The sequence below is a fragment of the Mycolicibacterium iranicum genome (assembly GCF_002101705.1).
Classification (GTDB): Bacteria; Actinomycetota; Actinomycetes; order Mycobacteriales; family Mycobacteriaceae; genus Mycobacterium; species Mycobacterium iranicum.
In genome coordinates this window covers 154072-174310 of record NZ_LQPC01000028.1, presented here as the reverse complement: position 1 = coordinate 174310, position 20239 = coordinate 154072, and the positions used below count along the sequence as shown (strand labels likewise).

The window sequence follows — 20239 nt, the reverse complement described above, 5'->3', positions numbered from 1 at the left end:
CTATGTGTCCGCCGCATTGCGTGTGAGCCGGAAACGCGTCGAGACCAAGACCCGATTCGGGCCCTGGTCTCAACGGTGGTGATAAATAGACCTCAGGACGTCACAGCCGCTGCGTCCTGCCGTTCCGAGGTCGCCAGAGCGTACTTCGGCCCTGCCTCGGCGCGGGCGATGCGTCCTCTCAGGACGACGAGCCACCAGACGGCGGCCAGCCCCATCGTCACGACGAACACGATGGCGTTGGCCCGGAAGTCGGGTAGGAACAGGAGCGCGGACATCACCGAGCCGAACACCACGAGACCAAGGACGTAAACGGGCAAGCGCATTCGGCCGAGGTCGAAGACTCCCTCCGCGCCCTGCGGGATCCGCTTGCGGGCGTTGGCGACGACGAGTCCGGCCGTCGTAAGCAGGTAGACGCCGAAGAATCCGAGCGCCGACATTCCGATGATGTAGGAGAAGGTCTGCTCGTTGGCCAGCGCTGACAGCAGTAGCGCGAGCGAGACCAGTCCCGTCGCCCACACGGCGTACGTCGGCACCTTGTGCGTGGCGGAGACTTGTCGCAGTACCCGGGAGCCGGGAAGCATGTTGTCTCGGCCCAAGGCGTACACCAGGCGCGTGGCAACCAGCATGCTCGCGAGGACGCAGACGAGGATGTTCGTCAACGCCAACGCGATCACAAACTTCGAGAACCACGGCGACACCTGCTGGGCGAACAGGTCGGTGATCGGCGACGCGCTGTCAGACAGTGTGGCCGGATCCTTGATCACCAAGAGGAACACGATGTACATGAAGAACTCGATCGCCGACGCCACCCCGAGGGCGAGGAACATCGTGCGCGGGATGGTGCGGCGGGCGTTCTTCGTCTCCTCCGCGACGTCGGCCGCCGCCTCGACACCCAGCAGCCCGAAGATGCAACCGAGACTGGCGGTCAGCCACACGATGACGTAAGGCGACGTGGAATCGCCTGCGGCGCCGGAGAAGAGGAACTCGATCCCCTGGTGCTCATCGGAGATGAAAAAAGCAACGATGGCGATGAACGCCGTCGCGCCGATCGTCACGACCAGTTCCAGGGCCACGCCGATGTTGTTGAGCATGGTCGCGAGCCGCACCCCGTACACGTTGATCAACACGCACAGCAGCACGACGGCGATCGACGTGAATATCTGTGCAGGCGTGCTCATCTCGATGCCCAACAGACTGCCGATGTATCCGGACATCACGAACGCGACGCCGGTGAAGCCACTGATGAATCCGACCGCGCCGGCAAAACCGGTGAACCACCCCAGGTGAGGGCTGACGAGCCGACTGGTCCACTGATATGCGTATCCCGCGAGCGGCAGTTTGACCACCAGGTCGGCGGCAATCAACGCCCACACGAAAAAGACGGCGACCGCGAGAGGGAAGGTCCACACGAAGGCCGGGCCCGCCGTGCTCAGCCCGAATCCGAACCCGGAGAACACCGCCGTCGTGGCGCTGATGACCGAGAAGCCGAGGAAGAACGACGACACTCCTCCCACCGAGCGGCTGAGCTTCTGGGTGTAGCCCAGTTCGCCGAGCTGGCGGTCCTCCTCCTCCGAGGTTTCCATGGGTGATCCTCCTGGATTGGCACTTGCGGATTGGGCTCAGCGTATGGACGGCCGAGCAAGAGGACAACCTTGTGAAAACCGAGGACTGCTATCGTGTTTAGCTATGTCGCTGTCGCTCGTTCAGCTACGCGTGTTCGTTACGGCGGCGCAATGCGGTTCTTTCACGGCGGCCGCCAAGCAGCTGCACATGTCACAACCCACCGTCTCCGAAACCATTCGCCGTATTGAACAGCAATACGGCACACCGCTTTTCGTTCGTGGCCCGCGCCGGTTGATTCTCACCACCCCCGGCGAGGAGCTGATGCCACTGGCCGAGCAGACGTTGGCGTCGGCCGATGGCGCCGACCGGGCCTTGAAGGCGGTCACCGGTCTGCAGGGCGGCGTGGCGTCGATCGGATTGCTGCGCAACGCCAAGTTCTACGCGATGGCGGATCTGCTGACGTCGTTTCACGCGCGTTACCCCAACGTGCGACTCCGTGTCATCGGCGTCAACTCTGCCGACGTCGCCGACCTGGTTCGCGACGGCGCCCTCGAGGCCGGGTTGGTGGTACTGCCCGTCGACACGCACGAACTCTCGGTGACGCCGTTGCTGAGGGACGAGGTGGTGTACGCGACGTCGTACCCGTGGCGGACCGGTCCCGTATCCATCGAGGACATCGCGGCGGCAAAGCTGATTCTCTACGACGCGCACGCGGGATGGCGGGATCCCACTCGCCGCCAGCTGGCGGAGCGCGCACTGTTGCGGGGCCTCGCGCTTGAGCCCGTGATCGAGGTCGAACAGGTCGACACCGCACTCGATCTGGTCGCGGCGGGCGCCGGCGAGACGATCGTGTCGAAGGCCGTCGCTGCGTCCACGATCGCACCCCCCGGTGTCATGTACCTGCCACTGGAGGAACCGCTCTACGATACGGTCGCGCTCATCCAGAAGCAGTCGGCGATCCTGTCGCCGGCGACGAAGGAACTGGCCCGGCTCGCGCGCGAAACCCTCGCCGACCTTCGGTCCTCCGAATCCGATTCGCAGCCATAGGGATTCCCTAGCGTCGACCGCTGTGGCGCACGCTGATTCGGGCGACTCTCGGTGAGCAGGCGTTGGAGCTACGGAAGATGCCCGCACAACGACGCGACGGCTCGCCGATTGACACCGACTACCGCTATCGAGATTTCGAGGCATCCCAGGGTTGAACGAGGGGTGCCGCGCTTGCTTTACGCCTTCAGGGTCGGGGTGAGGGCCGAGTCGAGAATCTTCGCATCGCGAGTGGCAATTGTGAGGTTGCGACGCAGCGCTTGGGCAACGATGACCCGATCAAAAGGATCGCGATGCTGCCAGGGCAACCGACCGGCGAGGATCGCGTCATCCGAGTCGATCGGTAGATCATCCACGCGCATGGCTTCCAGCTGACCCGCCCACGTCGCCAGCAAGGTGGAGCCCTCCAGGCGGCCGAGGCGGGTCTTGATGGCGATCTCCCACGCCGACGCAGCGCTGACAGACACCGTGTTGGCGGGATCGGCTAGCTGGTCGAGTACCTCGGAATCCACGGCACTGGGCTGACTCACGAGCCAAAGCAGCGTGTGGGTGTCGAGCAGGATATTCACGAGCCCTCGTCACCGTAGAAGCGGGCCAGCTCGTCGTCGGGCAGCGGTTCGTCGAAATCGTCTGGCACCGACAGCTTCGGCAGCTGACCAAAGGTGCGCAGTGTAGGGGTGGCCGACACGAGGCGCGCCACATCGCGACCGTGGTTGGTGATGATCACCGTCTTGCCGGTGCGCTCGACGTCAGCCAGCAATGCATTGAGTCGATTCTTGGCTTCGGTGCTGGAGACTTTTTCCACGGTCACAGCGACAACGCTACCGGCGTTGCGCTTGTCGCGCTAGCTGTCCTAGCGCGAATTCATGTCCAGGAGAGCACTGCGCAGCCATGCCCGGATCACCTCGATGTGTTCGTTTTTCCGTTCCAGCGGCAGCCAATGCCCGGCGGGCAGGCTCACCACGCTGAGGTCCGCGCATGCGTCACGCATCGGGTCGCCCTGACGGTTGCCGACGATGGTGCAGATCTGATCGAAGTCTCCGTTGACGAAGAGCACCGGCATCGACAGCCGGCCGCGATCGGGCGCTGTGCGCGCGTACGCGATGTTGGCCTCATCGTTCAGGTACCAGGCACACGGCGGTCGGAAGCCGCGGGCCTCGAACGCCTGGACCACAGCGTCGAAGTCAGCCTGCGGCCAGAGCGTCGGGTCGGGTTCGGTCGGCGGGGCGCGGTGCGCGGCGCCGAAGCGGCCACCGTTGCGCGTAACCATCGCTGTCGGTGACACCTCTCCGATCGCGTCGGGGTTACCCGGTCGGTACACCGCGGCCAGCGTGGCGGCGCGGTCGGCGTCGAGATCAGCCACGGCCGCCTCGAAATGCGTTGTGTAGTAACGGTAGTAGTCCCACTGTCCGTCCGGGTAACGGTCCGCGGGATAGATCTCCCTGTCGACCAGCGAGACCAGGGTGGTAAGACTGTTGGCGTCGGGGAAGTATGCCCAGGACGTGAGCACGAGGCCACGGCTGCGGCGGGGATGATGCGCGACGAGGGCTCCGGCGACGATGCTGCCCCAGTCGTGGCCGACCCAGATCGCCGGCTCTCCGCCGAGATGATCGTGCAGCTCAAGCATGTCGGCCACTACCTCCTCGACGGTGTAGGCCTCGACGTCCGCTGGAGCAGACGACCCGCCGTACCCCCGGAGATCCGGTGCGACGCAATGCCAGCCGTCGGCACCGAACGCCTCGAGCTGCGCGCGCCAGATGAGGCCGGTGGCCGGCCACCCGTGAAGGAACAGGATCAGCGGTCCGTCGGCTGGGCCACATTCGAGGTAGTTAGTGGTATGGCGCGACGAGCGGTACGTCCGTGATGTCAGCATGGCTTCGCCTCGGCACGTAAGATGTTGGCCGGCCGCCCAGACGCCACAACCACTCCGGCCACCACGGCGATCAGGATCAGGGCAACGTCCAGCCCCCCGTACGCGACCGCAGTGGGCTCCAGCCCGAACCGTTCGACGGCAAGCCCCGCCGCGAGCGCGGGCACGCTGAACGCAAGATAGCTGACAAGGTACATCGTCGCGAAGACCTGTCCTCGCTGGGCGGCCGGCGCCACCTCACCGACCGCGGCGACGGCGGACGCGAACGCCGCTCCGAAACCGAAACCCGCAATCGCCGAACCGATCACATAGAAGGGCAGAGCGCCCACCACCATTGCCGCGATCGTGACGACGACACCGACGGCAAGCGTCCCATGCCCGAACCACTCGCGCAGACGAGGCGGTGTGACGACGGAGACCACCGTCCCGGACACCCCTGCAGCGAAGAACACGCCTATCACGATGCCTACCACGAAATGACTGCGCACCCCGAGGATCTCGCGCAGTACCGAGGACCCCAGCGACAGGTAGAGTCCTGCCAGCGCCCAGGTTGCTCCGATCGAGGGAATGAGCGCGAAGAAGGTCGGCCGCGTGGGAGGCGGCAGTCCGATGCTGGGTAGCAGCGATCGCGCGATTGATTCCCGCACAGTCGTTGTATCCGAGGTGTTTTCAGGGATCAGCCAGACGAGCCCGGCCAGCACCAGATGGGTGCCGGCAAGGAGCCAGAAAACGAGTTCTCGAGGGTGAGGCGCAAATTCTACGAGCGCGCCAGACAGGGCCGCTCCGATCACGATTCCCATCGCGGGGACCGCGCTACTCACCGTCGAGCCGGATCGCCGGTTCGGTGCCGTGTCCATGATCATCGCCGTCATGGTGGCGGTGGCTGTCCCCACGGCGGAACCCTGGACGATCCGCGCGGCCATCAGACCCCCGGGACCGCCGGCCGAAGCGAACAGCAGCATGCCGAGGGCGAGAAGAACGAGGGCTGCGGAGGCGACCGGCCGCCGTCCCACCCGGTCGGAGAGCGAACCCACGGTCAGCAGCGCGGTGATCAAGGCGAAAACGTAGACGGCGAAAATGACCGTGAGCGTGAATGTCGAAAAGCCCCAGAGCCGTTGGTAATCGGTATATAGCGGGGATGGCGCCGAGGCAGCCGTGAGCGTGGCGGCACCGGCAGACCCGGCGATGGCGAAGGCGGCTGCGCGACTGACCATACGACCTCGTTCCAAAAAGCAATGATCTTTGCTTTTGAGCACCCTACGCGCCACGGGGACAAAAGCAAAGTTTTTTGCTTATGCTGGTGGAATGTCGCGCGCCGAAACGTCGTCCCGCCCCGGCGGACGTGCCGATCGGGTGCTGACCGCGATCTACACCTCGGTCGGTGAACTCGTCGCCGAGGGCGCCACCAAGATCAGCTTCCCCGTCATCGCCGAACGGGCGGGGGTCAACCCGACTACGCTCTACCGGCGCTGGACCGACGTGCGCGCGCTTCTCGAAGAGGTCGCGGTTGCCGCCCTGACGCGAGAGGGCGATTCGCTACCCGACACCGGATCGCTTGCCGGCGACCTGGCCGAATGGGCGAGCGTCATCGCCCGGGACATCACCCGCCCCAACCGAACCCGCTACCTGCGGGCGATGGTGTCGGCCCGGGTCGAGGCCGTTTCAGCCTGTCCGGTCATGGAGAAGCGGCGAGAGCAGGCAGCGGAGATGGTCAACCGGGCCGCCGAACGCGGAGAAGCGACACCGACCGTCGAGCAGATCCTCGACCACGTCATCTCGCCGCTCTACCACCACGTCGCGTTCGCGCTGGAAGCGGACGACGCGTACGCGCGGCGACTCGTCAGCGACGTGCTGGCGATGTCGCGCTGACCCGTCCTGCCCAGAGTTGGTCACTCAGCACGGGTCGGCGAATGTCCGCCCCACCTGGGTCGCTGCAGCAGCCCCGGCTACTGGCGAGCGCCTCACCGCGACGCACGGGTTGCCTCTCAATCGAAGTGGGTTACTGAAACCTGGAAGCTGCGACCGCTTGGATGCTCGTCTGTGATGAGGCGGACGTCGAAGTCGGCGTGATCGTCGACGAAGTGCTGCGAACTGCCTGGGTTACGCGTTCGTTGCGACCGCGGTTGCATCCGTGCACGACCACCGATTCACCCTCGGCGGCAAGCATTTCGGCGATGCCGGGCGCTCGGCTTTGCAGCGATGTGGTGCTCTCGGTCATCAGCGGAGTGCTCTTAAGGCGTCGCGTTGTCGGTGCCCGCGCGATGAACCGCAGGAACGCCCCTGAACAACTCGCGACTCTGCTGGCGGCGGTGTTGGACGCAATCGTGGAGACGCCGGTGATCTACCCCTGCTGAGATGATCGAGACCTCCCATTCCGGGTCGAGACGAGTTGGAAGAACAGGTTGGCCGCTTCGATGTCAAACGGGATGTCACCGACCTCGCGATGACATCGACCGTAGGGGCTGATATTGCGCAGTTCGGTGTCGAGGCCGACCGATGCGGTGCGGTTCGGCCGAGCGGGTGATCCCCCATGGGGCCGCATTGAGAACGACGGCCACAACCCTCCGCCCCTCGCCGCCTTGGCTCTTGCGGGCCGCACCCGCTCACTTGGCGGCTTCGGCACCTCGCAAGGTCTAGCGTTGACGCAATGGGGTTGTTCAGCCATGAGGAGTTCCGCGACCCGGACGAGGACGTGGCCGGCGGTGCTGGTGGTGGGGCCGTTGAGAGGGCTCGCGGTGCTGATGTTGCCGAAGTCGGGTCAGATCATCTGGTGGTCGTTGGTCCGGGGTTGCCGCCCGAGGATGGTTCCTGCGGTCAGTTCGCCGTGCAGTTTCACGTGTCGACGTCGATGCTGGTCGGGTTGAAGCGTATTGCTGATATGCGCGGGGTCAGCGTGCCGGAGGTGTGCCGGCAGGTGATCGGTGTGTTTGTTGCCCAGCAGGAGGGCGAATTGGGGGCGTTGCTCGCTGCTGAAGCCGAGGCGGCGGACTACCGGCCGAGTTTGGGTGACGCATAGGCGCACCCTGCCGCTACCTCGCCATGTTCGCGAAACGCGACAAATGCAGTTGGTGCGCAACGGTTACCGTCCGCGTCGGACCTGCGCGGTGCTTCGCGACGATGAGGTCGGCCTCGCCGCCACGCGGATCGTCCGTCTCGAAAGCGTCGGGCCGATGGAGCAGGATCACCAAGTCCGCATCCTGTTCGATGCTACCGCTTTCGCGTAGATCGGACAGCATCGGCTTCTTGTCGGTCCGCTGCTCCGGGCCACGGTTCAGCTGGCTCATCGCGACCACCGGAACTTCGAGTTCTTTGGCCAAAAGCTTGATCTGCCTTGAGAACTCGGACACTTCCTGCTGGCGCGACTCGACCTTTTTTCCGGATGTCATCAGCTGGAGGTAGTCGATCACGATGAGACGGAGGTCGGCCTTCTGCTTCAAACGTCTTGCCTTGGCGCGGATCTCCATCATCGTGAGGTTCGGCGAATCGTCGATGTAGAGAGGCGCTTCGCTGATCTCGCTCATGCGGCGCGCCAGCTTGGTCCAGTCGTCATCACTCATTCGACCCGATCGCATATCAGCAAGCTTGATCTTCGCCTCCGCGGACAGCAGACGCATCACGATCTCGGTCTTGCTCATCTCCAGCGAGAACACGATGCTCGGCAGCTGATTCTTGATCGAGCACGACCGCATGAAATCGAGTCCAAGGGTGGATTTGCCCATACCGGGACGCGCCGCGACGACGACCATCTGCCCTGGATGCAGGCCGTTGGTCAGATCGTCGAGATCGGTAAACCCCGTCGGGACACCCTTGGAGATGCCGCCCTCCGACGCGATCGCGTCGATCTCGTCCATCGTCGGTTGGAGGATCTCCTCCAAAACCACGAAGTCCTCGGCGGCGCGACGTTCGGTGACGTCATAGATCTCGGCCTGAGCGCGATCCACGATCTCGTTGACGTCGGCCCCATCGGCACCTGCGTAGCCGTACTGCACGACGCGCGTGCCCGCCTCCACGAGACGGCGCAGCAGCGACTTTTCCGAGACGATCTCGGCGTAGTAACCCGCGTTGGCCGCCGTCGGCACCGTCGAGATCAGGGTGTGCAGATACGGTGCCCCACCGACCCGGCGCAGCAGCCCACGCCGGTCCAGTTCCGCGGCGACGGTGACCGCGTCGGCCGGCTCGCCGCGACCGTACAGATCGAGGATCGCGTCGTAGACGAGCTGGTTCGCGGGCTTGTAGAAGTCGCCGGGGCGCAGCTTCTCCAGGACGTCAGCGACGGCGTCCTTGCTCAGGAGCATGCCGCCCAGCACGGCCTGCTCGGCCGCGGCGTCCTGTGGGGGCTGGCGACCGAAGTCCTCACTCGGCGGGGGCTCGAGATCGGTGGGATTTCCAGGACGTCCTCGGTCGTCGACGACAGCCACGCGGCGCCTCACCCTCCTCGATCCGTATGTGAACAAACGTTCGAAGCCTACCGCCGCGATGCTAATAACAGCCTCCGACAAGCCCCCCGCCGGGAAGTGCTACCAACCCTGCGACCGCCCACGCTAGACGTTGCTGGCAGGGATGCAACCACCCCTTGTTGATGACGTTGTGGATGGTGTGTGGATAGGCCTGGTGGACAATGTTGACGGCCTGGGGAGAACCTGTTGATAACCGACCGCATTGCCGGCATCTCCGCAGTTGGGAGCAGCTTAAGGGGGTGTGCAGGCTGTGGATGGGAAATTGCCCGGCGTGTCGTGCCCGGTTTCGACCCCGGGCGTGTTGTGTTTCGCCACGGGGCCCGGCAGGTTAACAGTCCGTTATGTTAGCTGCGCTTGATTCGTGGAAATTCGTTCGCCACCGGATACGGCAACGGCCGGGTGTCGACCGTGAAGGTCTCCACCCGGCCGTCAGAAGCCGGTACGCCCGTGGGCCTAGCCCGCGACGACGTTCAGCGACACCGTCGCGTTCACGTCGGGGTGCAGCCGCACCGTGATCGAGTGAGTGCCGGTGGTCTTGATGTGCGCCTTGGGCAGGTTCACGACGCGCTTGTCGAGGTTCGGCCCGCCGGCCTTCTTGATCGCGGCGACGACATCGGCTGCAGTCACCGAACCGAACAGGCGTCCGGACTCAGCCTTGACCGAGAGCTCCACCGAATCCAGACCCTCGATGGCGGCCTTGAGCTCGTTGGCGTGCTCGAGGCTCTTGACGCCCTTGAGCTCCTGGGCGCGGCGGATGTCCTCCGCCTGACGCTCGGCGCCACGGGTGGCGACGATCGCGAGCCCACGCGGCAGCAGGAAGTTGCGGCCGTAGCCGTCCTTGACCTCGACCGTGTCACCGGCCGAGCCGAGGTGATCGACCTCTGCGGTAAGAATCAGTTTCATTGTCTTGGTCCCTATCGCGTCGACGAGCTGAACGGCAGCAGGGCAACCTCACGGGCGTTCTTCACCGCGATCGCGATGTCCCGCTGATGCTGGACGCAGTTGCCGGTCACCCGGCGGGCACGGATCTTGCCCCGCTCGCTGATGTAGGTGCGCAGCAGCTGGGTGTCCTTGTAATCGATGCTCTGCCCCTTCTTCGAGCAGAACACGCACTTGCGAGTCTTGACCGGCTTCTCAGGAGCCGGGCGCCTCTTGGTCGAGGACTTGGCCATGTCTCTATCTCTTTCTGGAAATCACTTGAATATTGGTATGTCAGAAGGGCGGTTCGTCGTCAGCGCCGCCGAAGGAACCCGATGCGGGCGCGCTGCCCCACGGGTCCTCGGCAGGCGCGCTATTGGACGAGGGACGCGAGTTGCCGCCCGAACCCGAACCGAACCCGCCACCACCGCCGCCGCTGCGGTTGGCCTTGTTGACCTTGGCCGTCGCGTAGCGCAGCGACGGGCCGATCTCGTCGACCTCGAGCTCCATCACGGTGCGCTTCTCACCCTCACGGGTTTCGAACGAACGCTGCTTGAGCCGGCCGCTGACGATCACACGGGACCCGCGAACCAGGCTTTCGGCGACGTTCTCGGCTGCTTCCCGCCAGATGTTGCAACGCAAGAACAGCGCTTCGCCGTCCTTCCACTCGTTGGTCTGGCGGTCGAACATGCGAGGTGTCGACGCGACCGTGAAGTTCGCGACGGCCGCACCCGACGGCGTGAACCGCAATTCGGGGTCGGCAGTCAGGTTTCCGATCACCGTGATGATGGTGTCACCAGCCACAAGGTCCTCCTGTGTGCTCTTTCGGCTTCGCGCAAGCGCTCATCGCGGGCGGCGTACGCATGGACAGTCGCAGGCGAGCCTACGGAACTGCTCCGACGCGCACAGCCCGTCGCGGGATTAGTGCTTTTCGGTCCGCATCACCTTGGTCCGCAGCACGGACTCGTTCAGGTTGAGCTGGCGGTCGAGCTCGGACACCGTCGCGGGCTCGGCCTTCACATCGAGAATGGCGTAGATGCCCTCGGCATGCTTGGCGATCTCGTAGGCCAGGCGCCGACGGCCCCAGATGTCGACCTTGTCGACACTGCCGCCGTCCTTGCGGACGACGTTCAGGAACGTCTCCAACGACGGAGCTACGGTGCGCTCGTCAAGTGTGGGGTCGAGAATGACCATGATTTCGTATGGACGCATAAGGAACCCATCACCTCCTCTGGTCTGGTGCGGCCACGGCCTATCCGTGGCAGGAGGGTCGCCTGCGTCGGCAACCCGCCAAGGCTACAGGGACAGGCCCTGATCTGCGAAATCCGCACATGCCACCGCCGCCGGACGCGGCTACGCTGGAGCACTCACACCGATCAGGGGGACCAGTGACCTCTCCGCACGGCCAGCAGCCGAGTTACCGGCCCGGCTTTGCGCCGTACAACTTCCCCCAGCCGGTGCCACGGCCCTCGCCCAGCGGCCTCACCGCGATCATCGCCGCCGTTCTGGCCGGGCTCAGTGCGCTGACGTGCCTCAGCGAAGCAATTCTCGGCATCCTCGATCTGGCCGGGCTCAGCGGGAACTCGCAGGTGCAGACGTCAGTCGGAATCGCCGGCGCTCTCCTCCCCGTCGTCGTCCTCGGGATCCTTCTCGACGTGGTGGCCGGGGTCCTGCTGGTGGTCGGGTTGGCGATGCTCGCCCGGCGCAGGCTGACCGGACGCAAGCTGGTGGTCGCGGGGTCCGCCATCACGATCGGCGGAACTCTGCTCAGCCTCGGTTACGTCACTGCCGCAGCCACGCCGTACGGTCTCGCGCTCCTCGGCTTGCTCTTTCCCCTCGCGACATTGATGGCGGTGCTGGTGCCGCCGACGACCGCCTGGCTCAAAGCCCGACCGTCGACGGACTGGTCAGCGAAGTAGGTCTGGGACGCAGCCAATCCGGAAGCCAGCGTGGCGGATTGTCCCTCGCCCCATCGAACACTCCCCCGGCAGGGTCGTCGACTCCGCCGCCGCGCACCAGATCCAGTTCGGGGCGATAGATCTGCCGAATCACCAAGGCGCACAACGTGATCACCGCGATATCGCGAAGCAGCACCGTCGCGGTGAACCACTGCTGCGGCAGGCCCATCTTCTGCTCGCCGAACAGATACAGCATCCGGGGCACCCACACCAGCATGTCGATGGTCATCCATGCCAGCAGGATGCGCCGATGCGGAAGCGCCAGCACGGCCAGCGGAACCAACCACAGCGAGAACTGCGGGCTCCACACCTTATTGGTCAGTAGGAACGCCGCAACCACGAGGAACGCGATCTGCGCGACGCGCGGACGCCGCGCCGCTGTCAGGACGATGTAGCCGATCGCGATGCAGCACGCGGCGAACAACGCCGCCGTGATGGTGTTAAGCACCACCGGCGGCTCCCAAAAGCCGAGATCTGGATCGAACCCGCGCCAGCCGGTGAACGTTTTGACGACGTTGTAGATCGAATCCATGTCGTCGCCGCGACGTGTGTTGAGCCGGAAGAACTCCGACCAGCCCCGCGGGAACAACACCATGATCGGGAGGTTCACCACCACCCACGCCAGCACAGCCGCGATTGCGGTCTTGGCGACCTCCCGCAGACGGCCCGCCCGCAACGCCAGCAGCGTCAACGGAACGATCAGCAGCAGCGGATACAGCTTCGCCGCGACACCGAGCCCGATCAGTACACCCGCAAGCATCGGTCTTCGCCGCGCCCACGCCAGCAGTGCGCAGGCCGCGAAAGCCGTTGCCAGAGCATCGAAATTGGTGAAGATCTGAAAGATCACGATCGGAGAGCCGGCCAGCATCGCGGCGTCCCAGATCCGCCGCGGGCCGGCCAGCATCGCCGTCGCCCACAGCGTCGTCAGCCACGCCAGCGCGAGCCCGAACGCGGAGATGTTGAAGAACATCACGACCTCGGCGACGATCGGCACCGACACCAGCTTCGTCAGCGCCGTGTATGTCTTAGCCAGCGACATCGACAAGTACTGGTAGATCCCGGTGAGCACCGGATACTCCATGTACCGCACCGCGGGTGCGCCGTCGTACTGCACATGCGGCTTACCCTCGGCGTCGGTCTCCACCCAGCTGGATTTGTACGGGAACTTACCGAGATTCAGCAGCTCCGCGGTGTAGAGCGGAACGGTGTCCGAATAGCAGAGCTCGTAGTAGGCCCGCTGATTCTCCCAGTTTGCGACGCGCTGATCGGCAGTGCCGGAACCGGTGGTCTGCAGGCATGCAGCCTTGGTCGAGTAGCCGAGCGCCAAGAACACCAACGCGATGATCATCATGACGCGCAGCGGGGTCAGGAACCGGGTGCGCCCGATGAGTGCGTGCCTACCGACCGGCCCGCCGATGGTCTCCGCGAACGCCGCGCCCAGAGTGTCAGTGCGACTTGGGAAGTCGCGGCTGTCCAAGCTACGGACATCACCCGCCAGAGGAGCGGGTGATGTGCGCGGTGCCTCGTCGTCGACGTCGGATGCTGCCGTCACGGAGGCGGCGGAGGACCGGGCGGCACCGGTGCGCCGGGGGCGCCCACGGGCGCACCGGGCGGCGGAACCGTCTGCTGTCCTGGCGGCGCCCCCGGGACCGGCGAAGCCCCGGGCGCCGGCGAAGCTCCGGGTGCCGGCGGAGGTCCGACCGGCACGGTGGTCGGCGGGCCCCACGGGATCGTGATGCCGGGCGCGATCTCCAGCGTCGGTTGAATCACCGTCTCCGACGGCGGCGGCGGTGCCGTCGGCGACGGCGGCGGCGGCGGGGCTTGCGGCACCCCGGCGTACCCGCCGATCTCCTCGGGCTTCGGGAAAGTCTCGTCCTCCGTACCGTCGAGAGCCTCGTCCATGGTGGATTTCCAGATCTGGCCCGGCAGACCCGATCCGTACACCGAGCCGCCCGATTCGTTGATCAGCGGTTTGGTGCCGTCGACGGTGCCCACCCACACGGCTGTCGAGAGCGACGGGGTGAATCCGACCATCCAGGCGTCGCGGTTCTCGCCGGTGTCACCCAGCTGGTTGGTCCCGGTCTTGGCAGCGGACGGACGACCGCCCGCCAGGCCCCTGCCGGAGTAGCCCGCGATCGGCTGCATCGCCGCGATGACGTTGTCGGCCACCGCCTTGTCGATGCGCTGCTCGCCGGTGTTGTCCTCCTGGCTGGCGTCGAACAGGACCGTGCCCTCGGCGTTGACGACCTTCTGCACGAAGTGCGGTTTGTGGTACACCCCCGACGCGGCGATCGTCGCGTACGCCGAGGCCATGTCGATGACGCGGGACTGGTACTGCCCCAACACGATGCCGTTGTTGGGCGGGCCGCCCTGCCCGTCCTCGGACAGCGTGTGCTCCACACCGGGGAAACTCTCGGCGACACCGGCCTGGTGCGCGGCGTCGGCCACGTCTTGCGGGCCGTTGTTCAGTTGCAGCATCAGGCGGTAGTAGCTGGTGTTCAGCGAACGCTTCAGCGCTTCGGCGATGTTGCAGGTACCGCAGCCGCCGCCTTCGACATTCGTGATCTTGATGCCGTTGACGTCCAACGGTGAGCTGTCGACCTGGTAGCCCAGGCCCATCCCCTGCTGCAGCGCCGCGATCAACGCGAACACCTTGAACGAGGATCCCGTCGGCAGGCCGGCCTGCGCGAAATCGAAACCAGCCGCATCCGAGCCCCCGTAGTAGGCCTTGACGCCGCCGGTCTTCGGATCGATCGACACGACCGCGGTGCGCATGTCGGGGTCCTGCCCCTCCATGTACTCGTTGACCGAATCCACCGCGGCAGCCTGGACTTTCGGATCGATGGTCGTGGTGATCTGCAGCCCCTCGGTGTTGAGCGCCTGCTCGTTGATATCGAAGATCGACAGCAGTTCGTCGACCACCTGGCGCTCGATCAGACCGTTGGGACCTGTCGTCTGGTTCGCAGTGTTGGCCTGGTCCGGCGGGATGGTCGGCGGGTACACCTGCGCCGCCCGCTCCTCGGGGGACAGCGCGCCGATCTCGACCATGCCGTCGAGAACCCAGTTCCACCGCGCGGCGGACGCTTCGGGATCGACCGCGGGGTCGAGCACCGACGGTCGCTGGATCAGCGCCGCGAGCAGTGCGCTCTCGGCGACGTTGAGCTGTTCGACGGGCTTGCCGAAATAGGCCTGCGCCGCCGCGGCGACACCGTAGGAGCCGCGGCCAAAATAGATGATGTTCAGGTAGGACTGCAGCACCTGATCCTTGGACCACTCACTGGACATCTTGGTGGAGATGACCAGTTCCTTGGCCTTGCGGATCACGCCGCCGATGCCCGACCGGGCGTCGCCGACCAACGCGTTCTTCACGTACTGCTGGGTGATCGTCGATCCGCCCTGCAGGTCGCCGCCGAACACGTTGTTCTTGAAGGCGCGCAGGAACCCGGTGAACGAGAAGCCCGGGTTGGAGTAGAAGTCGCGGTCCTCGGCGGCCATCACCGCGTTGCGCAGCGGCACCGGGATCTGGTCGATGTTGACGTCGACGCGGTTGCCTTCCGGCGGCACGATCTTGGCGATCTCGCTGCCGTCACTGGCGAGGATCGTCGACACCTGCGCGGTGCGGATGTCCCCGGGCTTGGGGACGTCGACGATCATGTAGGCCATCCCGAATGTCAGTAGCGGCAGCACGATCAGCGCGATCGCGGCGACGAGCGATCCGCGGCGCACCCATTTCCAGTTGATCTGTTCGCGCAGGGTGCGCTTCTGCGGACCGGTCGGGCTGCCGCCGTAGGGTCCGCCTCCACCGGGCGGGCGACCGCCCGGCGGCGTTGGCGGACGGTTCGGCGGGCCGGACCCCGTGCGTGTCTCGCGCGGGCGGTCGAGGGCACGCTTGACCGCATCGATCGGATCGCGCGTTGGTGGCGGCGCGCCGTCGCGCACAGGCGGCAGGATCGCGGTGCGGCGGTCATCCGGCGGCAAAGCAGGTGGGCGGCGCTGGGCATCAGGACCGGCCGGTCGGTGAGCGGGTCTTCTCGCGCCTACGCTGTCGGCCGCCCGCTGCCCGTCCCGGGCGTCGTGGGGTGACCGGTCGTGGCGCCCTTCGCTATTCACTTGCCGTGCGCGCTGTCCCGCGCGCGGTCTGGGTGCGGCGCGGCCCCCGTGACCCCTTGGGGGGCGGAACCGCTCCGAGCACGTAGGACTTGACCAAGTGATTCCAGCTGCAGGTGCGACATACCTCCACTACGTGTACCGAGAACTCGTCGTATTTGGTGGCCAGTAGGACCAACTCCTCTGCGGTGCGGGCGGATCCGGATACCGCGCCGAGATGGTCACCAAACACCCACGACACCAATGTCAGTTGTTCCTTGCGGCAGATCGGGCACATGATCGAACTCGGCTTGCCGTGGAACTTCGCTGCTCGAAGCAGGTACGGATTCGCGTCGCAGACTTCCGAGACACCCGTGCGCCCCGAGTACACCTCGGCCAGCAGGGATCGCCGCCGGAGGGCGTAATCCACCACCTGTCGCTGCAATCGCACGAGGACCAGAGTACGTCGGCGGGTCGGGCATCGAGGCTCGACGTGCATCCCGAGATCGCACCGACGCCCTTCCGAAACGACCGCCATGGAGTCTGGCCTGCGCGGAAGCCGGGCCAACTCTTACGATCTTCGTCGTGGCTTCGGGCAGCTCAGGACCTCGCACCACCCGCACGCGGGCGAAAGACAGTGACCGCAATGAGACGTGCCAGATCCTCGATACCGCCCTGGCCGAAGGTCAGCTGTCGATGGCCGAGCACGGCGAACGGGTCAAGGCCGCCACGAACGCGTCGACGCTCGGTCAGCTGGAAGGTCTGATCTCCGATCTCCAGACCGGCAAGTCGCTGACGGACACCCCGAAGACGGCGAAAGTCATCAAGCGCCCGTCGCTCCGGCCGGGCTGGGGCCTCAAGGTCGCGATGGCTGCCGTTCTCGTCGTGCTGGGGATGGCCATCGGGTGGGGGCTCTACGGCAACACCCCGTCACCGCTGAGCTTCGAGTCCGATCCCGGGGCCAAGGACGACGGCATCCCCGCCCAGGTGCTGACCCCGCCGCGACAGCTGCAATCGCTCGGGGGATTCAAGGGCCTGTTCGAGCAGATGCGGCAGAAGTTCGGCAGCACGATGGGCTACGAGCTCGACATCCACAGCGACATCGCCTACCTCGACCGGCCCGACCCGCAGGACAATCGGCGCAGCCTCGACTACCAGTACCGCGGCGGTTGGGGCGACCCGAGCAGTGCCGCCTCGACGGTCAGCGCCGACGCCAGGCTGGTCGACCTGTCGAAGTTCGACTACGAAAAGGTGCTCGCGATCGTGCGCGGCGCGCCGGAAACCGTCGGTGTCGCCCGCGCCGACGTCACCGATGTCTGGCTGCGGGTCAGCCCGTCCGAGGATCCCGCCACACCCGACGCCGTCGGCATCGAGATCATCGTCAGCAGTGATTTCGGCGGCGGTCGCGTCGAGCTCTACCCCAACGGCGACACCAAGGCGATCTGGCCCGCCAGCTCCTGAACTGGGGTTTTACCTCTCAGTGAGGCCCACTTGTGGCGTTCAATATATCGGCGCGATACTATTGCGCGACGTGTTGGAGCGTCGTAGCGGCGCATATATCCGAAGAGGAGGTTCCTGGATGCTCGAGCTCGCCATCCTGGGCCTGCTCCAGGAGTCACCGATGCACGGCTACGAGTTGCGCAAGCGGCTGACCGGCCTGCTGGGGGCGTTTCGGGCCTTTTCTTACGGCTCGCTGTACCCGGCTCTGCGCCGGATGCAGACCGACGGGCTGATCGTCGAAGACGCCGCCCCCGAAGGTGTGGTCAAAGTTCGCCGGGCGCGGCGGGTCTACCAGTTGACCGAGTCCGGCAAACAGCGCTTCACCGAACTCGTGGCCGACACCGGCCCCCAGAACTACTCCGACGACGGCTTCGGGGTTCACCTTGCATTCTTCAACCGCACACCGGCCGAGGCCAGGATGCGGATCCTGGAGGGCCGTCGCCGCCAGGTGGAGGAACGTCGCGAAGGCCTGCGTGAAGCAGTAGCGCGGGCGAGCAGCTCATTCGACCGGTACACCCGGCAGCTCCACCAGCTGGGGCTCGAATCCAGTGAGCGGGAAGTCAAGTGGCTCAACGAGTTGATCGCGGCGGAGAAGTCGGCGCAGGGCCGCGCCGAACAGACCTAGGCGAGTACCCCCACATCTCAGCCGCAAATACCGAAAACAAGCAGTGAAGTAAGGACAAGGAGAAGCCGTCATGACCGCAAGCAATGACGTCCGGGTCGCGATCGTCGGCGTGGGCAACTGCGCGTCCTCGCTCGTGCAGGGTGTTCAGTACTACAAGGACGCCGATGAGAACGCCAGCGTTCCCGGCCTGATGCACGTCAAGCTCGGCCAGTACCACGTGCGCGACGTCAAGTTCGTCGCAGCGTTCGACGTGGACGCCAAGAAGGTCGGCTTCGACCTGTCCGAGGCGATCTTCGCCTCCGAGAACAACACCATCAAGATCGCCGACGTACCGCCCACCGACGTCGTCGTACAGCGCGGCCCGACGCTCGACGGCATCGGCAAGTACTACGCCGACACCATCGAGATCTCCGACGCCGAGGCCGTCGACGTGGTCCAGGTCCTCAAGGACGCCGAGGTCGACGTGCTCGTGTCGTACCTCCCGGTCGGCTCCGAAGAGGCAGACAAGTTCTACGCGCAGTGCGCGATCGACGCCGGCGTCGCGTTCGTCAACGCGCTCCCGGTCTTCATCGCCTCCGACCCCGTATGGGCCAAGAAGTTCGAGGACGCCGGTGTCCCGATCGTCGGTGACGACATCAAGAGCCAGATCGGCGCCACCATCACCCACCGCGTGATGGCCAAGCTGTTCGAGGACCGCGGCGTCACGCTGGACCGCACCTACCAGCTCAACGTCGGCGGCAACATGGACTTCCTCAACATGCTCGAGCGCACCCGCCTCGAGTCGAAGAAGGTGTCCAAGACCCAGGCCGTCACCTCCAACCTGTCGGGCTCGCTGGCCGGCAAGGTCGAGGACAAGAACGTCCACATCGGCCCCTCGGACCACGTCGCATGGCTCGACGACCGCAAGTGGGCCTACGTCCGCCTGGAGGGCCGCGCCTTCGGCGACGTGCCGCTGAACCTGGAGTACAAGCTCGAGGTGTGGGACTCCCCCAACTCCGCCGGCGTCATCATCGACGCTGTCCGCGCCGCCAAGATCGCCAAGGACCGCGGCATCGGCGGCCCGATCGAAGCCGCCTCGGCCTACCTGATGAAGAGCCCGCCCAAGCAGCTTGCCGACGACCTCGCCCGCGTGCAGCTGGAGAAGTTCATCGAAGGCTAATCACCCGTTCCGCCGAAACTGCATTCCGCGCGCCGCTTTCTCGAACTATGGCGCATGGAATGCAGTTTCGGCGTTTCAGGGGGTCGGTCACACGGTCGACGGTTGCACACCGGCCCCTGAGAGCGCACACGAATATCGGCGGTGCGTACTGTCAGACCATGGACGATGCCGATGACGAGCTGGCCAGCCTGTCCGAGTTCATCTTTCTCCCGGAGAACGCCCGCCAGGCCGGCCTTACCGGACCACTGCCCACAGTGACCCGAATCGACGCAGGACCGATCAGTGGCCTGAAGTTCGGCGACGACGCTTCACGTGTCGTGTTCCTGCACGGGGGCGGCCAGAACGCACACACGTGGGACACCGTCATCCTCGGGCTGGGGGCTCCGGCACTGGCGTTGGATCTGCCCGGGCACGGCCGTTCGGCCTGGCGCGAGGACGGTGACTACGGGCCGAAGTTCAACGCCGAGGCAGTGGAGCCGGTGGTTCGCAACCTCGCCCCGGACGCCGACCTCGTGGTGGGAATGTCACTGGGTGGACTGACGGCCTTGCGACTCGCCGTGGCAGCTCCTGACCTGGTGCGCAAGCTCGTCATGGTCGACGTCACACCGTCGGCGCCCGAACGCCATACGGAGATGACCGATGTGCAGAAGGGCACCGTCGCGCTCGTCCAAGGTGACCGCACCTTTCCGTCCTTCGACGCGATGCTGGAGGTGACGGTCGCCGCGGCACCACACCGAGATCGAGAGTCGTTGCGGCGCGGCGTGTTCCACAACGCCAAACGCCTCGACGACGGTACGTGGACGTGGCGCTACGACACCATCCGCAAGGGCGAGGGGTTCGAGGGGCTGTGGGACGACGTGCCCCGCCTCACCACCCCGACGACGCTGATTCGCGGCGCCAACTCCTTCTTCGTCAACGACGACGACGCCGCCGAATTCGCCCGTACCGCGCCGGGATTCCAGAAGGTCCACATCGTGGAGAACTCGGGTCACTCGGTGCAGAGCGACCAGCCGCGAGAGCTGGCCGCCCTACTACGAGACGTGCTCGACGGCTAGTCGC

General features: G+C 65.6%; 22 protein-coding genes. 9 read left to right on the top strand and 13 right to left on the bottom strand.

The window, feature by feature from the left end; translation table 11 throughout:
• Positions 1–92: 92 nt before the first annotated feature.
• Positions 93–1583, bottom strand: a complete 1491-nt coding sequence (locus AWC12_RS11605) for an APC family permease (RefSeq protein ID WP_085174389.1) — start codon at positions 1581–1583, stop codon at positions 93–95.
• A 103-nt stretch (positions 1584–1686) separates the two neighbouring features.
• Between AWC12_RS11605 and AWC12_RS11600 the strand changes: the two genes are divergently transcribed.
• A complete protein-coding gene (locus tag AWC12_RS11600; RefSeq protein WP_085174387.1) occupies positions 1687–2610 on the top strand; it encodes a LysR family transcriptional regulator in 924 nt (307 codons plus the stop codon).
• 176 nt (positions 2611–2786) lie between these two features.
• Here the strand turns inward: AWC12_RS11600 and AWC12_RS11595 are convergent, their stop codons facing one another.
• Genes AWC12_RS11595 through AWC12_RS11580 form a run of 4 tightly spaced genes read right to left on the bottom strand, consistent with a single transcriptional unit; the run spans position 2787 to position 5691 of the window.
• Positions 2787–3176: a type II toxin-antitoxin system VapC family toxin gene (locus AWC12_RS11595; RefSeq protein WP_024446506.1), complete on the bottom strand. Its 390-nt coding sequence runs from the start codon at positions 3174–3176 to the stop codon at positions 2787–2789.
• Positions 3173–3412, bottom strand: coding sequence for a type II toxin-antitoxin system Phd/YefM family antitoxin (locus tag AWC12_RS11590; protein ID WP_085174598.1), 240 nt, complete (start codon positions 3410–3412; stop codon positions 3173–3175). Before AWC12_RS11590 ends, AWC12_RS11595 begins: the two co-directional genes overlap by 4 nt.
• Before the next feature lie 48 nt (positions 3413–3460).
• Positions 3461–4480, bottom strand: a complete 1020-nt coding sequence (locus tag AWC12_RS11585; protein ID WP_085174385.1) for an alpha/beta fold hydrolase — start codon at positions 4478–4480, stop codon at positions 3461–3463.
• Positions 4474–5691: an MFS transporter gene (locus AWC12_RS11580; protein ID WP_085174383.1), complete on the bottom strand. Its 1218-nt coding sequence runs from the start codon at positions 5689–5691 to the stop codon at positions 4474–4476. The genes AWC12_RS11585 and AWC12_RS11580 overlap by 7 nt, the downstream gene beginning before the upstream one ends.
• A 91-nt stretch (positions 5692–5782) precedes the next feature.
• On the opposite strand from AWC12_RS11580, the gene AWC12_RS11575 reads away from it, so the two are divergent.
• The 3 genes from AWC12_RS11575 (at position 5783) to AWC12_RS11565 (ending at position 7493) form a co-directional block, all read left to right on the top strand.
• Positions 5783–6346: a TetR-like C-terminal domain-containing protein gene (locus AWC12_RS11575; RefSeq protein ID WP_085174381.1), complete on the top strand. Its 564-nt coding sequence runs from the start codon at positions 5783–5785 to the stop codon at positions 6344–6346.
• 305 nt (positions 6347–6651) lie between these two features.
• Complete coding sequence (locus AWC12_RS31895) at positions 6652–6831, top strand: hypothetical protein (RefSeq protein WP_207576414.1); 180 nt, start codon at positions 6652–6654, stop codon at positions 6829–6831.
• Between the two features lie 293 nt (positions 6832–7124).
• The gene (locus AWC12_RS11565; protein WP_085174377.1) at positions 7125–7493 is read left to right on the top strand and encodes a hypothetical protein; all 369 of its coding nucleotides are present in this window, start codon (positions 7125–7127) and stop codon (positions 7491–7493) included.
• 13 nt (positions 7494–7506) lie between these two features.
• Here the strand turns inward: AWC12_RS11565 and dnaB are convergent, their stop codons facing one another.
• The 5 genes from dnaB to rpsF all read right to left on the bottom strand — a co-directional run bounded on the left by dnaB (position 7507) and on the right by rpsF (position 11064).
• Entirely contained in the window at positions 7507–8895 is a 1389-nt protein-coding gene (gene dnaB, locus AWC12_RS11560; RefSeq protein WP_085174375.1) for a replicative DNA helicase, read from the bottom strand.
• A 492-nt stretch (positions 8896–9387) separates the two neighbouring features.
• The gene (rplI, locus tag AWC12_RS11555; RefSeq protein WP_024444219.1) at positions 9388–9837 is read right to left on the bottom strand and encodes a 50S ribosomal protein L9; all 450 of its coding nucleotides are present in this window, start codon (positions 9835–9837) and stop codon (positions 9388–9390) included.
• An 11-nt stretch (positions 9838–9848) separates the two neighbouring features.
• On the bottom strand, positions 9849–10106 hold the full coding sequence (gene rpsR / locus AWC12_RS11550) for a 30S ribosomal protein S18 (protein ID WP_024444220.1): 258 nt from the start codon (positions 10104–10106) through the stop codon (positions 9849–9851).
• A gap of 40 nt (positions 10107–10146) precedes the next feature.
• On the bottom strand, positions 10147–10656 hold the full coding sequence (locus tag AWC12_RS11545) for a single-stranded DNA-binding protein (protein ID WP_024444221.1): 510 nt from the start codon (positions 10654–10656) through the stop codon (positions 10147–10149).
• A 117-nt stretch (positions 10657–10773) separates the two neighbouring features.
• Complete coding sequence (gene rpsF / locus AWC12_RS11540; protein ID WP_024444222.1) at positions 10774–11064, bottom strand: 30S ribosomal protein S6; 291 nt, start codon at positions 11062–11064, stop codon at positions 10774–10776.
• A 176-nt stretch (positions 11065–11240) separates the two neighbouring features.
• Between rpsF and AWC12_RS11535 the strand changes: the two genes are divergently transcribed.
• Positions 11241–11771, top strand: a complete 531-nt coding sequence (locus tag AWC12_RS11535) for a hypothetical protein (RefSeq protein WP_085174373.1) — start codon at positions 11241–11243, stop codon at positions 11769–11771.
• On the opposite strand, the gene AWC12_RS11530 is transcribed toward AWC12_RS11535, so the two are convergent.
• From AWC12_RS11530 to AWC12_RS11520, 3 genes are read right to left on the bottom strand one after another with little or no spacing between them, the layout of a single operon-like run.
• A complete protein-coding gene (locus AWC12_RS11530; RefSeq protein WP_085174596.1) occupies positions 11734–13362 on the bottom strand; it encodes a glycosyltransferase family 87 protein in 1629 nt (542 codons plus the stop codon). The two genes, AWC12_RS11535 and AWC12_RS11530, sit on opposite strands and share 38 nt — an antisense overlap.
• Entirely contained in the window at positions 13359–15920 is a 2562-nt protein-coding gene (locus AWC12_RS11525; protein ID WP_085174371.1) for a transglycosylase domain-containing protein, read from the bottom strand. Before AWC12_RS11525 ends, AWC12_RS11530 begins: the two co-directional genes overlap by 4 nt.
• On the bottom strand, positions 15913–16347 hold the full coding sequence (locus tag AWC12_RS11520; RefSeq protein WP_024444226.1) for a DUF5318 domain-containing protein: 435 nt from the start codon (positions 16345–16347) through the stop codon (positions 15913–15915). The genes AWC12_RS11525 and AWC12_RS11520 overlap by 8 nt, the downstream gene beginning before the upstream one ends.
• Positions 16348–16481: 134 nt before the next feature.
• Here AWC12_RS11520 and AWC12_RS11515 point away from each other — a divergent pair, with 134 nt between their 5' ends.
• The 4 genes from AWC12_RS11515 (at position 16482) to AWC12_RS11500 (ending at position 20235) form a co-directional block, all read left to right on the top strand.
• Complete coding sequence (locus tag AWC12_RS11515; protein WP_085174369.1) at positions 16482–17357, top strand: DUF1707 SHOCT-like domain-containing protein; 876 nt, start codon at positions 16482–16484, stop codon at positions 17355–17357.
• A 118-nt stretch (positions 17358–17475) separates the two neighbouring features.
• The gene (locus tag AWC12_RS11510; protein ID WP_024444228.1) at positions 17476–18021 is read left to right on the top strand and encodes a PadR family transcriptional regulator; all 546 of its coding nucleotides are present in this window, start codon (positions 17476–17478) and stop codon (positions 18019–18021) included.
• Between the two features lie 70 nt (positions 18022–18091).
• Complete coding sequence (locus AWC12_RS11505; RefSeq protein WP_024444229.1) at positions 18092–19180, top strand: inositol-3-phosphate synthase; 1089 nt, start codon at positions 18092–18094, stop codon at positions 19178–19180.
• A 158-nt stretch (positions 19181–19338) separates the two neighbouring features.
• Positions 19339–20235 (top strand): Rv0045c family esterase, encoded by an 897-nt coding sequence (locus AWC12_RS11500; protein WP_085174367.1) that lies wholly within the window; start codon positions 19339–19341, stop codon positions 20233–20235.
• Positions 20236–20239: the final 4 nt, after the last annotated feature.